This window comes from Leptospira vanthielii serovar Holland str. Waz Holland = ATCC 700522, from assembly GCF_000332455.1.
In the GTDB taxonomy this organism is placed as follows: Bacteria; Spirochaetota; Leptospiria; order Leptospirales; family Leptospiraceae; genus Leptospira_A; species Leptospira_A vanthielii.
On record NZ_AOGY02000056.1, the window covers coordinates 17,427 to 31,586 of the forward strand.

Sequence of the window (14,160 nt, forward strand, 5' to 3'; positions counted from 1 at the left end):
GAATAAATGGGCGGCGTGATTCCGCCCAAAGACGATCTGGATTATAGATTGTACCCGTTTAAGATCAGTTTTGCGACAACTGCATTTTGTTTTGCTACGTCCATTGTTACTGCTTTCATTTCCGAAGGAGAAAGATTTGCTTGTTTTAAACCTTGGCCAATGGCAATGTAAGTAGCACGATTGGATCTCCATGCCACAACACCATGCGATTTTGCGATTAAAGAAAGTTGGTTTTCCAATTCTTGTTTTTGGTTTTCGTAACGAATTTGTAAAGCAACACTTGCAATTACATCTTCTTTATATTGGTTCATTGCTTGTTCTTTTCCTTCATCGGAAATAGAAGAGATACTGTTAGATACTGATTTGACAAGGGCAGATGCCGAATCAGATACAGAGACACCTAAACGGCTAACGCTACCGGAAGCAGAATCCAAGAAAGAACAATTGTTAAGTGAGATTAGTACCGCAATAACGGAAACTATACTCAAATGTTTGATCATACGCATAAAAAACCTCTTACGACGAATTGCAAAGATTCTAAGTCTTTTTTAAAAATCGTCAATTAATTTTCTCAATCAAACGGATACAACAACTGAACCAAAAGCCGGTAAAGTGGTTTCAAAATGACCATCCACAACGCAAAGGTCTACCATCGTTCCTGTCCAAAAATCTAAAAACGGTGCTTTTGTTTTTAGGCCTTGTGGGATGGCAAAACGAATCGTTTGTTCTTCTTCTGTTGGATTCCAAATTCCAAGATATCCGGCAGGATTGTACATAGCTGGTGGAAATTCGTTTTGAAAGATACCAATGGGAACTGGGGTATAAGCCTGGCATTCTCTGTTCAATTGGAAGGCCTTTTTTAAAAGATCCAAACGATCGGTTTCTAGTTTCGTCAAATCATCAGAAACAAGCAACATCCCACCTGACACTGCCATGACGGAAGCCATCAGTTTGGTTTGGGCCTCGTTCATTTTGTTCCTTTTTTTACGAACAAGCAAACAATCTGGATCATTCAGCCAAAGATGTCTATGCATGGAGGAACGAGTGATGTCGTTGATGAGAGCCGTTCTTGTGCAAAGTGCGTCTCTATCTTTTAAGAAAACACGGAGTTTTTCAGGATACCAAAACGGTGCCACATCGCATGAAATTCGCATCCCATCAAAGATCCCAACCGATGGCAACATAGGAGCCCCGCACCCGAGTAAAAAGGTATTTTTACCGACTACTTTTCGAATGAGTTCTAACGCATTTCTATAACGGGCTTGTGGCGACAAACTTTTGTTATACACATCACCTGGCAATAGACCCGCATAGAGAAAGTCCAATTTTAAATAAGGGTATCCCCATTCTTTAACAAGAGTAGAAAAAACCTTTTCTATATAAGCGAGAGCCGTGGGGTGGGTGATGTCGAGAGCATAGGTATACCCTCTTCCCCAAAGTGGTTGGTAAATGGCAGGAACTGGTTTCCCATTTTGGTCTTTGAGAATGGCTTCTGGATATTTACGAAAGAACTCTGATTTTTTTCGAACAAGAAAGGGGGCAAGCCAGATCCCTGGTTTTAGACCCACTCGTTTGATTTCATCAGCAAGGATTCGCATCCCTCCTGGAAATTTATCGTTTGGTACAAGCCAGTCTCCAATCTCCTTTTGGTATCCATCATCAATTTGGAAAAATTCAAAAGGTAAATTCAGTTCTCTAACTTTTGCTAGGTTGTCTAAAATGGTTTTTTGGTCAATTTTAGTATAATAATAATACCAAGAGCACCAACCCGTGGGAACTTTTTTTGGTAAATTTCCTGGGCCTTCTTTATTTCCGAGCTCCTCAAAGTATTTGGCAAGTATTCCTTCCGGGTTTCCTTTGAATGTTTGGACTTTGATTTTGGCAATGCTTAGTTTTGCATTGGGGCGAAGGTCTGGCAAACAATGTACATCATATATTGCTTTAACGGAAGTTACATTTCCTGATTCCCCAAAAACCACTTCAAATTTAGTTCCAAATTCTCCCTGTTCGATGGGAGCATATAGAATCCCATTTCCCGTATCTTTGTTAAAAACAAGGGTTAGGTATTCGGAGATAAACTTCCCCACTTTAGATTCGTGTTTGGAATATATATTTTCCTGAGAGTAATGTAAAAAAGATAAAAACGGTGGTTTGTCTACGGCCGTACTTTCTACCTTCCGTGAGATGGACCAAGACTGGTATCCATGTTGGAAAAGGGAATACCCACCGCCTTCCGGTAGAAGGGACAACTCCAATTCCAAATGGTCTACGGAAAATCCCACTTCGGGCCTTGTGGATTCTCGCCAAATGAGTTTGGGACTAAGGACAGTGCCCGTTTTGGCTTCCGTTGCGGACGTAAGTAAAAGCTCGAATTTTTTACATTCGGATTGGTAAACCCCTGCCTTAATAGGAAGGAAGTTCGAAATGGTGACGGAATTATGAACTCTGTATTGAATTTTCATCTTGGAAAAATCTATTTGATGATTTTGATAGGGTGGTTTCCATAGTAAGCCATTATGACCCAAAAACGTTCAACTATAAAACCAGTCGTCCTCCAAGGAGATCTGAACGAAGATTTCTTTGAAGCCTTCAAAAAGGATGACCGGTTGGCCGTGGATTGTGAAATGATGGGGCTCAATCCCAGAAGGGACAGACTCTGTGTCGTACAAATTTCCGATTCCAAAAATAAAGTCGCACTCGTTCAAATTCTCCCTGGACAAACAGAAGCTCCTCATATCCAAAAATTATTTGAATCCAAAGACATCACAAAAATCTTTCATTTTGCAAGAATGGACATGACCTTCCTTCGGGCAAGGCTTGGGATCAAAGTACAAAATGTATTTTGTACAAAGATTGGAAGTAAACTCGCAAGAACTTATACCGACAAACACGGGTTAAAAGAGTTGATCCGTGAATTTTTTGAAGAAAATATCGATAAAAAAAATCAGAGCTCCGACTGGGGTAAAAAGATCCTTACCAAAGACCAAGTGGACTATGCCTCCACAGATGTTCGGTTTTTAATTTCTCTCGAGTCGATACTTACAGAGATGATGATCCGAGAAAACAGATTTGCTATTGCCGAACGTTGTTTTGCTTTTTTGGAAACACAAGTGGAACTGGATCTTTTGGAAGTACCTAATCTTTTCGAACACTGATGGCAAAAAAACAACTCCCCCAATACCAATGTAAATCCTGCGGGGATACCTTCAGTCGTTGGGCAGGAAAATGTCCTTCTTGCGGGGAATGGAATCAAATTGATGAAGTAGGGATGGCCTCTACGGGTAGGTTTGATTCCCCTGTTTTTGAAAAACCAAAAGACAGAAGGTATACCGATCCCAAATCCATTGGTTCGGTTGTGAGTGATGCTCACATTCGAACAACCACGGGATTTAGCGAATTGGATTTGGTTCTTGGTGGTGGAATTGTTCCCGGCAGTTTGGTGTTAGTTGGTGGGGAACCAGGAGTGGGAAAGTCTACTCTTGTTCTTGAAATTGCCAAAAACATTGCCAGTGAGGGAAGGGTTTTGTACATCTCAGGGGAAGAGTCGGCGTCTCAAATTGGACTTCGTGCCAAACGAATGGGTGTCACTTCCGAAAACATTTTACTCTCATCTGAGGTGTATGCAGAAAATATCTCACAAATGATTTCTGACTTAAAACCAAGAGTGGTTTTTATTGATTCCATCCAAACTATCTTAAAGGAAAGTTTAGTCAACCAAGCAGGAACTATCACCCAACTTCGTGAGTCCTCGCAAATCTTTTTAGAAACCGCCAAACGCACCTCAGTGCCCATTTTTCTCATCGGCCACATCACCAAAGATGGACAAATTGCTGGCCCCAAAGTTTTAGAACATTTGGTGGATACAGTTTTGTATTTTGAAGGGGACCGGTTTAATTATTATCGAATTTTGCGAGCTGTGAAAAACAGGTTCGGGGCTGTGGGAGACACGGCGATCTTTGAAATGGTATTTGGTGGACTCAAACAAGTATTAGATCGTCATCGTTTGTTTATTTCGCCTGAGTCAGAAGAGCGCTCTGGAAGTGTGTTATCGTCCGTTATGGAAGGATCTCGTGCTATTAGTGTCGAAGTACAGGCGTTAGTTACAAAATCTTCTTATGGACAAGCTCGCCGTATGGCAGAGGGACTAGACAACCGCCGTGTGATTTTACTCTCCGCAGTTCTCGAAAAGTATTTAGGCTTTCCCTTGTCCGAGTCGGATATCTTTAGTAATTTAGCGGGGGGCTTAAGCATTGACGAACCAAGTCTTGACTTAGCCATTGCGGCATCCATTGCCTCTTCTTTTAAGGACAAACCGGTCTCTCGGGAGATTGGGTTTCTCGGAGAGGTGGGACTTTCTGGAGAAGTGAGAAGTGTGGGCCAAATCAGTTTGCGCCTGAAGGAACTGGCGGGCATTGGAATTTCCAAAGTTTATATTCCCCAAGGAAACTTCAAAGAAGTGGAAGGAGTATTTACTTCTTTAGAGCTCACACCTGTTAAACACTTACAAGAGTTAGGTTTTTAATCAATAACTCTGACTCTGTAAAAGAAACTCAAACACCTGAAGGTTTATGCTAGTCGACAACTGACGACTCTTTAGAAGTTATGTCGATGCTCCCGTGAGAATAAACAGCGTTAGCTAAGAACATCGTTCTGAAACATTTGACTTAAAGTTGCCATAAGTAATTGACTCATGTCATTCTCGTGAACTTATATTGTTAAAACATAGAAAGTTCAGGTGTTATATGAAAAAGAAAATTTTGATTGGGGTTTTAGCGACCCTCCTCTCCGTTCCCACCTCCGGTCTGTTTGCCGGTCCTCTTGATGGTCAGTGCATCGCACTCGTTCATGGAATCCTTGGTTTTGATGACACTCAAGGACTAGCTGGTGGACTCGTAAAGTATTGGGGAGGCCTTGATGGTTATCTTCGTAGCCAAGGTGCTAAAGTCACCACTCCTGGAAGTTCTGCCACAAATTCCATTCCTACTCGCGCAAGCCAAATCCAATCCTCTGTTTCTTCTTGGATGACAGCAAACGGTTGTTCTAAGGTGCACTTGATGGGTCATAGCCAAGGTGGACTTGTCATTCGTTATATGGTTTCCAATTTAGGATTTTCTGGAAAAACACAAACTGTAACAACAATTAATTCCCTTCACCAAGGAGCTCCAATGGCGGATATCGTCCTTGCAGCGATTCCAAGTTGGATGCAACCATTCGCAAATTCTGCACTTAGTTTGCTCGCAAAATTAGTATACCGGGATGGACGTCCTCAAGATGTCATTGCAATGGGAAAATCGCTGACTGTAAGTTACGTGAAGACTTTCAACACGAATTCACCTAACAAATCTGGAATTAAATACTACTCTTATGGAAGTCAAATGGCTTGGGCTGACCTCATCCAACACCCAATCATGGCTTTAACTCATCCAATCACTTGGGCCGGCGGACTTTTTTACGGACTTGGTGGAGCCAATGATGGAGTAGTACCACTTAACTCTCAAAAATGGGGAGCTTGGAAAGGAACACCTTCTTCTTATTGGTTCGCAACTGGAATTGACCATTTACAAGCAACCAACTTGGCTTGGAGTGGACAAAACTACTTTGATGTACAAGGTTATTACTTGAACATTGCAAAAAACGCAAAAGCTGGTTTATAAAAACCCTCTTTCCAAAAAAGCCGGATCACCAGTCCGGCTTTTTTATTTCTAAAGAACTTTTCATCTAAATTCCTCATTAGGTTTCAATACAGTCAGAATGGATTTCAAAAAAATTATTATCATCGTTGTTATATTCCTTATCTTCTTTTTGGGTTTATTATACTTCTTAAAACAAGACTCCACCGCGAACCAATCAAAACAATCACTCAGCCCCGAAGAACAAATGACTATGGAGAGAATCTCACCTCTCGGAACGGGTGAAGGTTTTTGGGATGAGGCAATTTCTCCTTTTCGAGAAGACAAAACCAAACCCTACTTAGAGTTATTAGATGATTTAAAAACGGGTAAGATCAACTTTGTTTGGGAAGTCTGGGCATTACGCCGTAAGTGTAAAGCCGAATACACACCCGACCAGTGTAATGCAACGATTCTTGCTTACATTGATGCAGAATACGAATCTCCTGATAAAGAAAAAGTAAAAGATCTTTTTATCTCATACTTTCGGTATGAAGAAGAATATAGAAAATGGGAACAACCAACTGATTTATCCTTTGTTGAATTGTATGAAAAAATTAAAGCCAAACGAAGGGATGTCTTAAACGATAAGGCGGATTTGATTTTTGGAATGGAAGAATCCCAAGTTTCATTTTTAGAAGGGACACAAAACTTCATTAAACAATCGGCAAACCTACCTGCCGAACAACGTGTGAAACAATTTGAAGACTTGAAGAAAAAAACGTACGGAACCTATTACGATTCTTTAGTATCAAGAGAGGACAAGTTTGACCACTACCAAGTGGAAATGAGCCTTCGTGATAAAGAGTTCAATGCCATCACCGATCCCAAAGAAAAAGAAAAATATTTAAATCGTATTGAAATCAAATACTTTGGAAAGGAAAGAGCTGGGAGTTTGGCAGAAGAAAGATCCAAGGAATCTAAATTCAAAGAATCTATTTCCAAGTATGAATTGAAAGAAAAAGATTTTTTACGAGAAAATGCCAATCTTTCAGCTGCTGAAAAGGAAAAGAAACTGAAAGAATTACGAATTCAGTTTTTGGGTTCTGAAGAAGAAGCAGATGCATATATTAGGCGTAAAAACATAGAAGAAGCGGGAAAATAAATTCCCGCTTAATCGTTGGAATCGTTTTGTAAAAAAAACTATTCTTCGTTTTTGCTCACCTTTTGGTTGTTTGGAGTGCGTTCTGATTTGTATTTTTCGTATGCATTCATTGTATCGATGTATTCATTTCCCGCATTCCAAACAATAAACCCATGTCCTAAAGAATCTTTTGCCCCTTGCATTTGCACTTTGATATAGTCCGTATAACTGAGTTTACTCGGGGCCACCATCATATTGAATCCCTGAACCCAAGCGATGGCTTTTGTTCCTTGTTTGGCACGTTTGACTGTTAAGTCGAGTCCGTCTTTGATCGTCCCATACGGGTCAGCCACTCGTTTAGTAAGTCCGTAAAAATGAGACGGGTACAACATTGGATAAAGTCCATGAAGCTCTTCACTAAAAGGTTCTACTTTTTGACCAATCACATCATTTTCAATGAAGGGCACTCTTCCAAATACATCAGCAGTCCAACGAGTGTCTTTCGAACAACTGTCTTTGGTTTTTTCTTTATGATCTTTGATGATTCCGAGAATGGATTCGTAACGTTTTTCGTAACTCAAACTGAAGTTGGTTCCACCATCAGCAAATCGAATGTAATCTAACTGGATTTCTGGGAAACCTAGTTCACAAGCCTTTCTTATCGATTTTTGAATGGTGGCCATTAAGTTTGTGTTAGGTGTTTTTTCGACGAGTCCACCTTCAAAATTGACTACTCTTGCTACCATATAGAAACCAAGAGCCTTCGCTTCTGCTACCTGCTCTGGTGTTGGTGGGTAGGGTTGCATATCCACTACTGCGGCATTCATACCAGCATCCTTCATCACTTGGAATAACAAACTCCAACGTTTTTTATCACGTATAGTTTTGGTATTGATATACAGTCCTTCGATAAAATCGGGAGTGATTCCAGAGGAATCCGAATTTTGTCTCTTTTCAATCTTAGATGTCGATTGACAAGATACGAAGAATAGAAGGAGAACCAAAAGAGTGAGTTGTTTCATGGTGGTAATGACAAGATTTTGATTTGGTTCGGAAAATTCAAATCGAATCGATTGACGAAAATAACCAACCCCAAGAAAATTTGGGCATGTTAGAAATTTCCAATGACTTCAACTTGAAATCTTACGGTCGGTTTCCAGAGGAACTATCGGATCCAATAAATTTTAAAGACCGTATGGTGGAAGTTTCCCGCCTTTTCCAAGGAATGGGAGAATCCTATTTACAACATTTAGGCGATGATTCCAAAATTAGTGGATCTGAGAAAAAGAATCTCATCGAGTTTTTGGAGAGTATTTTACTTGTTTTTGTGATGCTTCGAAAGCTTGATTTTTCAGTCGTCGATGAAGAAACCTACATTCGAAAGGATAGGGGGCTCTTTGAACTTCGTTTACGCTTTACCGAAGGATCTGTATGGGAACTCACAGGTTCCATCAAACCTGAGTACAAAATGAAACAAAGGTTGTTTAAAGAATGGTTCAATACAACCTTTTCCACGGAGATCAAAACATTCTATGCGGTTTATGGAAGTGCAGGGATGGACAAAGTCATCACTCCGGAAGAAAAAGTACAAATCACAAAACAAATTGACCGCATCATTGCTGAGATTGTGGAAATGATTGTGTATATCGAAAGATTTATGTTGTTTCAATAAACATAAATATGGATGACCCGCCAATTAGGAATTGCGAAAAATAGGATGGATCAATGGAGTCTTTAAAAACAGGAATTACTTTCCATGAAGAATTTTTAAAACACAACACAGGTCCAGGCCATCCAGAAACACACGTCCGTTTGGAATCCATTTTGGATCATTTGAGTGATTTACCTTCCCTGAATTTTCTTTGGAAAAAAGATTTTAAAGAAGCCCCACTCTCGATCATCTCCTCTATTCATGATCCAAATTACATTCGTTTGGTGGGACGCAATTGTGAAGAAAAAGGGTCTGGGTATTTGGATGGAGATACGGTTTTTTCTTCTCGTTCTTTTTCGGCAGCAAGTCTCGCTGTGGGTGCAGGTCTCTACTTAGCGGATGAAGTTCTTTTAGGGAACTTAAAAAATGGAATGGCACTCGTTCGTCCTCCAGGGCATCATGCAGAGTCGGACCATGCTATGGGTTTTTGTATTTTTAATAACATCGCTGTTACTGCCAAGTATTTACAATCGAAAGGGATCAAACGCATTTTAATTTTAGATTGGGATGTCCATCACGGGAATGGCACACAACACCAGTTTTATGAAGATGATTCAGTATACTTTGTTTCTCTTCACCAGTATCCGTTTTATCCAGGAACAGGTGCCCTGTCCGAGCGAGGTAGAGGAAGGGGACTCGGAACTACTTTAAATATTCCTTTAGCACGGGGTGCAGGGGAATTTGAATACCTACCCACTTTCTCATCCATCCACCGGGAAATGGAAAAATTCCAACCAGAGTTTGTTTTGGTTTCCGCTGGGTTTGATGCCCACAGAGACGATCCACTCGGTGGTATGAAACTTCCTACTTCCTCTTATGAAATTTTTACTAAGGAAGTGAAGAAAATAGCAGATACATATGCAAACGGTAAACTCATCTCCTTTTTGGAAGGAGGGTATGATTTCCAGGCATTGGCAGAATCGGTAAAGTTACACTTGGAAACCTTGGCAACTTAAAACTTAAAGTTCAATCGGCAGATGCCACACCAAAGACTACCTTTACCCAATGGATGAGAGGTCTTGCGCTAATGATAGAAAAATGATTTTGTTTATTAAGTTCTAATGTTCGTAAGGCGGGGTTTGTTTTTTTGTTAAAAACCTTATCAGTTAAGTAGGTGAGACTTTTTTTCTCAACGATCCCATCCCCAAGGAAATTTTGTAAGGGATTTTCTGCTCCTTCCATCAGAGCATAAGCTTGGTAAACATCCATATCTTCCAATTCACCAAAATAGGTTTCTCCAAAGTAACCAGAGATGGTCTCCATCCAACCTTTTTCTTCTTTGCGAATCAGTCCGAAGGATAAGTCTTTGATCGCATCACTACGAAGGTTTCCAATCATCCCAATGATTTTAAGGGCCACATTGGGACTTTTTTCAAATAAAAATCCGAGCCAAAATCCAATTTTTTCCAAATACGAACCTTTGTTTGGTGCAGCAATCAATACAATTTTTCCAAACTTATGGATCCATTCTTTGTTTTCTAATTTGGCATGGTAGAGGCAAGACCGAAAGATAAGACACCCCAAACTATAACAAACAATATCTGGTTTGGCATTTGGATCTTCATTAAAGAAGACATCCAATAGATGCATCAGTTTTTTTCCATTTTCATGGATGGGAAGACCATGGTTGTATCTCAAATAAAATGGATAGTAGCCCGCTTCTTGTAAATCTGTGGCAAGTCCAGGAGAAGTAATTTTTCTATCTTTGTATTCTACTGTTTGTTCCAACCAAACGGTTTCATCAGTAAATAAACCTGGAAGGAAAAGAACGGATTTTGTTTTTTTAGAATTTTTAAATTCTGTGACGGTTTCCTTTGCAGTAATGTCTTTGCCAATGGTGCGAAAACTCATATCAATTTTTGTGAGTTTGAATTTTTGATTGTGTGAACTTCCAAGAATACTCGATACCATGCGGTTATCAAAAACCATATCATCACTTTTCTGGGCCGTAAGTTCCACTTTGAAGAGTGCTTTGTCAAAGGCCTGGTTTGTTTGTTCTATAGTTTTTTGTAAACTTTCATTGGATTTGTGGCCGGTTTCCTTAACTTGGACTCCCGCCTTTTGTAAGGCCTCTCTCCATTCCGGTTTGTAAAAAAAAGCATTGGAAAGTAGATCTAGTCCTCCACCTGTGCTCGTTAGGCTGCCTTTCACTAAAAATTGAATGCCTTTGAGTAGGGAGTCTGTCGTTTTTTGTGTGAGAGAAACTGTTTTTCCCGCAAGGGAATTGATTAGGATTTGGATCACGGGGAAAGATTGTAACCGAATTTCTTTGGAAAGCGAGTGAAAAAAGTAAGATACGTTCTTTTTGGTTGAAGAGGTGAAATGAACAAATTAGAAAAAGAATCGATCGAAACAAGAGAAAAGGTGAGTTATTGCTCTACACAGACCAAGTGGTTGAGACTAGAGCAAGATACACCATTCGGACCATTTCTGAAAGCAGTGTAATCGTTTGCATTTGAGTTTCCTACTCTGCCACCTTCACTTGCTGTTGGAGTCACCGATCCACTCGTCCAATTAGAACAAGTATTCGTAACTTGTAAGGATGCAACTTGCCAATAATTATTAGGCGCAGCAAAGCCTGTCCAAAAGGTTTTGAGTGCCCCGGAATCAAAAAACTCGCTCATCGTGTAGGGTGCTGTTGAAAAAATACTCGAAGATGCTGGTAAAATTCCTGCCGAATTAGGAGTGAATAAAGATGCTGAGTCATTGGCACGGACATAGTATCTATTTTCCACAAAGACCCAATAAGTATTCTCTGATTGAGCTGTGCAATTAGTTGTGGTGCAAGCAACTCTCGTTCCACCATCAGTCGTAAGCATTGCTTTATAAGATCCAGTCGACGGTTTGTTTGCATCCGCACCACATTTTAGATCAGCTCCGGCTGGACCATCCGCAGCGGCTCCTCGTAAGTCTCCATCGAATGTAGCTGCCGTAACAAAAACTTTATAAACTGTTGGTTCTATTTGGATGGTAATGTTATGAGTATCTGAGTCGGTTCCATTTGTCGCAGTCACTGCGTAAGTAGTTGCCGGTTGTGTGCCTCCAGTCGGTGTTCCTGAAATCACACAGTTACTTGCATTCAAACTTAGGCCTGCAGGAAGAGCTGGAGTCACTGAACAATTGGTGATAACAAAGGTAATCGAAGGAGTGAGTGATGGAATAGATACTCCTTGTTGAAAGATAAATGCATTTCCTGTATATTCCAGATAGATACGTTGATGGCTGATGGAGACGGTGCCACTGGTATTGTAAAACGGATCAGCACTTGTTGCTGTAATTGTAAGCGTGGAAGAATCTAAAGTTTGAATCGTTGAATCTAAACTTACGGTTTGTACTACGTTGTAGTTTCCCGAAGTAAAGGTAAGTGGTGTAGGAGTTGGAGAAGTCCCAGAACCATTGATAGTCAATTTCGTATTGGTAAAGGTGAAAGTGATATCCACATTAGCGGTTGGCTCTTTCACCAGTGAAATTCCAAAGTTTTGTGGTGTTCCATATTTCAATAGGATGTTAGTGCTAGAAACATTGATCTTTGCCGAGGAACCTACAGAAACTGAAGAGGTAGTTATGTTAATGGGGTTCAGTCCATTTACGAGAGTGAATAAAAGTTCATCACGCGGACTCACTTGGTTACAAGAAAGAAACCAACCCAAACAAAGGAAGGAAACAAATAAACTGAAGCGCATGTTTCCACCCCCTATAATGATAAAACAAGTAAGTAACTTACCTTTTTCAAGTATCGGAGAAAGAAAGGCGGTTACAAGTGAAATTCTTGGCTTAAGTAGTTTGATGATCGTTCTTTCAGTACTTCTCCGAGAAGATTACGTCCCATTTCATTGTCCTTAAAACTCACAACGGTGCGAATGGAAAAAACACGAAGGGCATCGGAAACAGAAAGGGTTCCATCGGCTGAGTCTTTGCGTCCAGAGAAAGGAAAAGTATCAGGGCCACGTTGGCACTGAGCATTCCAATTCACACGAGCGACTTGGTTCACAAGAATGTCGATGAGTTTGCCAACGGTTTTGGGATCTTTTCCAAAGATACTTGCTTGTTGGCCCATATTGGATTGGAAGATATAGTCTAACGGCTCATCAATGGAAGAAAAAGGAACAAGCGGGACGAGGGGACCAAATTGTTCTTCATGATACAAACGTGCGTTTGGTGATATGGGGGAAAGGATAGCAGGAAACATAAAGGATTCTGTTACCTCACCTCCACCAGGATTTAGAATTTTTGCTCCGTGGGCAGTGGCATCATCCAAAAGTTCTTTTAACCACTTTGTTTTTCCCTCCTCAGGGAGTGGTGTAAAATTCACATCCTTATCCCAAGGCATCCCCGCTTTCCATTTGGAAAATTCTTCTAAATAGAGTTTTGTAAACTCATCGACTATATCTTTGTGAACAAAAAGAATTTTTAATGCCGTACACCTTTGGCCATTATAAGCTAGAGATCCAGAAAGAATTTCAGGAACCATAGTTTTTAAGTCAGTATCAGGTAAAATGATGGCAGGATTTTTTGCATTGAGTCCAAGAACAGACCTTAGGCGGTTGAGTTTCGGATGTTTTTTCGTGATGAGATTGGCCGTGGAACTAGATCCAATAAAAGCAAAGACATCAATTTTTCCCGATTCCATAATGGGAGAAATCACTTTGGATCCATCACCATAGACCGTGTTGATCACACCTGGTGGGAATGCTTTTTGAAAACATTCGAGTAAAGGTTGGAGAAGTAGAACACCATATTTGGCCGGTTTAAAAACAACGGTATTTCCCATAAGAATGGCAGGGATAAGCGTACAAAATGTTTCGTTTAACGGATAGTTAAAGGGACCCATACAAAGAACTACACCGTAAGGGGAACGTTTGATTTGAGCAATAAGGCCACCTTCTTTGATGTAATTGGCGGAACTTGTTTCTAATTCTTGTAAAGAGTCAATGGTATCAACTAAGTATTCGATGGTTCGATCAAATTCTTTTGTGGCATCCTTTTCTGTTTTCCCAATTTCCCACATAAGAAGTAAAATGATTTGGTCTCTTTTGCCCTTCATGAGTTCAATAAATTTTCGAACCGCATCAATTCGTTCTTTAGGCGTGGCAATGGGCCAAACGCCTGTTCCGTGGTTGTATGCCTTAACTGCGGCATCAAGTGCCATTAGGCTTTGTTTTTCATCAAAGTTAGGATAGGAACCTAAAACTACCTGTTCCAATTTTCCATTTTTATTGGTAAAGATGGGAGATTTTACGATTTGCGATTCTCCTTCCCAAATTCGAATTTCTCCACCAAGTAGGTATTCTTTTTGGTGGATGGGTTTTGTGCGGTACTTTTCTGGAATGGAATCTTCTGTAGGAAAAACAAAGCTCATGATCCAGAATCGAATGGCGACTTCGCTAAAAAAGCAACATTTTACGGAAAAGATCGGCCGATATAAAATTTATGGAACCATGGATGGACCAAAACAAAGAAGAGTGGGAGGCATTGACCTTACGACTTTTCCGCCGTGTGGAAGAATTGGAATCATTGATGTCGGAAGTGCGCAGTGATCTCGTTCGATACCGTGCCGTCCGTGAAGAATGGTACCATTGGCATAGTGTCTGGAAGGAGGAATACGCCAAACGAGCGACCGGCTGAACCTGAAAAATCGTTTTCGCTAGGGCCTCTCTTGGAAAATTAGTCCTATCCCATTCGAAAAAGGAATTCCC

Annotated in this window: 13 protein-coding genes; 7 read left to right on the forward strand and 6 right to left on the reverse strand. The window is 40.5% G+C overall.

What is annotated here, in order from left to right:
- Nucleotides 1–41: 41 nt before the first annotated feature.
- Both LEP1GSC199_RS12910 and LEP1GSC199_RS12915 read right to left on the reverse strand, forming a co-directional pair.
- Complete coding sequence (locus LEP1GSC199_RS12910; RefSeq protein WP_232420775.1) at nucleotides 42–506, reverse strand: putative lipoprotein; 465 nt, start codon at nucleotides 504–506, stop codon at nucleotides 42–44.
- A gap of 69 nt (nucleotides 507–575) precedes the next feature.
- Nucleotides 576–2,462 carry a glycoside hydrolase family 36 protein gene (locus LEP1GSC199_RS12915; protein WP_002984093.1) on the reverse strand — a complete coding sequence of 629 codons (1,887 nt, stop codon included), beginning with the start codon at nucleotides 2,460–2,462 and terminating at the stop codon, nucleotides 576–578.
- Nucleotides 2,463–2,516: 54 nt separating this feature from the next.
- On the opposite strand from LEP1GSC199_RS12915, the gene LEP1GSC199_RS12920 reads away from it, so the two are divergent.
- The 4 genes from LEP1GSC199_RS12920 to LEP1GSC199_RS12935 all read left to right on the forward strand — a co-directional run bounded on the left by LEP1GSC199_RS12920 (nucleotide 2,517) and on the right by LEP1GSC199_RS12935 (nucleotide 6,774).
- The gene (locus tag LEP1GSC199_RS12920) at nucleotides 2,517–3,155 is read left to right on the forward strand and encodes a ribonuclease D (RefSeq protein WP_002984150.1); all 639 of its coding nucleotides are present in this window, start codon (nucleotides 2,517–2,519) and stop codon (nucleotides 3,153–3,155) included.
- Nucleotides 3,155–4,522 (forward strand): DNA repair protein RadA, encoded by a 1,368-nt coding sequence (radA, locus tag LEP1GSC199_RS12925; protein ID WP_002984051.1) that lies wholly within the window; start codon nucleotides 3,155–3,157, stop codon nucleotides 4,520–4,522. Before LEP1GSC199_RS12920 ends, radA begins: the two co-directional genes overlap by 1 nt.
- Before the next feature lie 220 nt (nucleotides 4,523–4,742).
- The gene (locus tag LEP1GSC199_RS12930; RefSeq protein WP_002984121.1) at nucleotides 4,743–5,654 is read left to right on the forward strand and encodes a lipase family alpha/beta hydrolase; all 912 of its coding nucleotides are present in this window, start codon (nucleotides 4,743–4,745) and stop codon (nucleotides 5,652–5,654) included.
- A gap of 97 nt (nucleotides 5,655–5,751) precedes the next feature.
- Complete coding sequence (locus LEP1GSC199_RS12935) at nucleotides 5,752–6,774, forward strand: lipase secretion chaperone (protein WP_002984120.1); 1,023 nt, start codon at nucleotides 5,752–5,754, stop codon at nucleotides 6,772–6,774.
- Between the two features lie 38 nt (nucleotides 6,775–6,812).
- Here the strand turns inward: LEP1GSC199_RS12935 and LEP1GSC199_RS12940 are convergent, their stop codons facing one another.
- Complete coding sequence (locus LEP1GSC199_RS12940) at nucleotides 6,813–7,775, reverse strand: putative glycoside hydrolase (protein ID WP_002984127.1); 963 nt, start codon at nucleotides 7,773–7,775, stop codon at nucleotides 6,813–6,815.
- 86 nt (nucleotides 7,776–7,861) lie between these two features.
- On the opposite strand from LEP1GSC199_RS12940, the gene LEP1GSC199_RS12945 reads away from it, so the two are divergent.
- Nucleotides 7,862–8,425 (forward strand): hypothetical protein, encoded by a 564-nt coding sequence (locus LEP1GSC199_RS12945; protein ID WP_002984220.1) that lies wholly within the window; start codon nucleotides 7,862–7,864, stop codon nucleotides 8,423–8,425.
- Nucleotides 8,426–8,478: 53 nt separating this feature from the next.
- The gene (locus tag LEP1GSC199_RS12950; protein WP_002984044.1) at nucleotides 8,479–9,420 is read left to right on the forward strand and encodes a histone deacetylase family protein; all 942 of its coding nucleotides are present in this window, start codon (nucleotides 8,479–8,481) and stop codon (nucleotides 9,418–9,420) included.
- Between the two features lie 10 nt (nucleotides 9,421–9,430).
- Here the strand turns inward: LEP1GSC199_RS12950 and LEP1GSC199_RS12955 are convergent, their stop codons facing one another.
- The 3 genes from LEP1GSC199_RS12955 to LEP1GSC199_RS12965 form a co-directional block, all read right to left on the reverse strand.
- On the reverse strand, nucleotides 9,431–10,708 hold the full coding sequence (locus LEP1GSC199_RS12955) for an esterase/lipase family protein (RefSeq protein WP_002984168.1): 1,278 nt from the start codon (nucleotides 10,706–10,708) through the stop codon (nucleotides 9,431–9,433).
- Nucleotides 10,709–10,833: 125 nt separating this feature from the next.
- A complete protein-coding gene (locus LEP1GSC199_RS12960) occupies nucleotides 10,834–12,147 on the reverse strand; it encodes a DUF1554 domain-containing protein (protein WP_002984129.1) in 1,314 nt (437 codons plus the stop codon).
- A gap of 71 nt (nucleotides 12,148–12,218) precedes the next feature.
- The gene (locus LEP1GSC199_RS12965) at nucleotides 12,219–13,823 is read right to left on the reverse strand and encodes an NADP-dependent glyceraldehyde-3-phosphate dehydrogenase (protein WP_002984202.1); all 1,605 of its coding nucleotides are present in this window, start codon (nucleotides 13,821–13,823) and stop codon (nucleotides 12,219–12,221) included.
- A gap of 83 nt (nucleotides 13,824–13,906) precedes the next feature.
- On the opposite strand from LEP1GSC199_RS12965, the gene LEP1GSC199_RS20960 reads away from it, so the two are divergent.
- Complete coding sequence (locus tag LEP1GSC199_RS20960; protein WP_002984288.1) at nucleotides 13,907–14,089, forward strand: hypothetical protein; 183 nt, start codon at nucleotides 13,907–13,909, stop codon at nucleotides 14,087–14,089.
- Nucleotides 14,090–14,160 lie beyond the last annotated feature (71 nt).

Bases quoted from the DNA above. Each gene is read 5' to 3' on its own strand.
- LEP1GSC199_RS12940 (WP_002984127.1), bottom strand. From the start codon at position 7,775: ATGAAACAACTCACTCTTTTGGTTCTCCTTCTATTCTTCGTATCTTGT.
- LEP1GSC199_RS12945 (WP_002984220.1), top strand. From the start codon at position 7,862: ATGTTAGAAATTTCCAATGACTTCAACTTGAAATCTTACGGTCGGTTT.
- LEP1GSC199_RS12915 (WP_002984093.1), bottom strand. From the start codon at position 2,462: ATGAAAATTCAATACAGAGTTCATAATTCCGTCACCATTTCGAACTTC.
- LEP1GSC199_RS12960 (WP_002984129.1), bottom strand. From the start codon at position 12,147: ATGCGCTTCAGTTTATTTGTTTCCTTCCTTTGTTTGGGTTGGTTTCTT.
- LEP1GSC199_RS12950 (WP_002984044.1), top strand. From the start codon at position 8,479: ATGGAGTCTTTAAAAACAGGAATTACTTTCCATGAAGAATTTTTAAAA.
- LEP1GSC199_RS20960 (WP_002984288.1), top strand. From the start codon at position 13,907: ATGGACCAAAACAAAGAAGAGTGGGAGGCATTGACCTTACGACTTTTC.
- radA (WP_002984051.1), top strand. From the start codon at position 3,155: ATGGCAAAAAAACAACTCCCCCAATACCAATGTAAATCCTGCGGGGAT.
- LEP1GSC199_RS12935 (WP_002984120.1), top strand. From the start codon at position 5,752: ATGGATTTCAAAAAAATTATTATCATCGTTGTTATATTCCTTATCTTC.
- LEP1GSC199_RS12910 (WP_232420775.1), bottom strand. From the start codon at position 506: ATGCGTATGATCAAACATTTGAGTATAGTTTCCGTTATTGCGGTACTA.
- LEP1GSC199_RS12965 (WP_002984202.1), bottom strand. From the start codon at position 13,823: ATGAGCTTTGTTTTTCCTACAGAAGATTCCATTCCAGAAAAGTACCGC.
- LEP1GSC199_RS12920 (WP_002984150.1), top strand. From the start codon at position 2,517: ATGACCCAAAAACGTTCAACTATAAAACCAGTCGTCCTCCAAGGAGAT.
- LEP1GSC199_RS12930 (WP_002984121.1), top strand. From the start codon at position 4,743: ATGAAAAAGAAAATTTTGATTGGGGTTTTAGCGACCCTCCTCTCCGTT.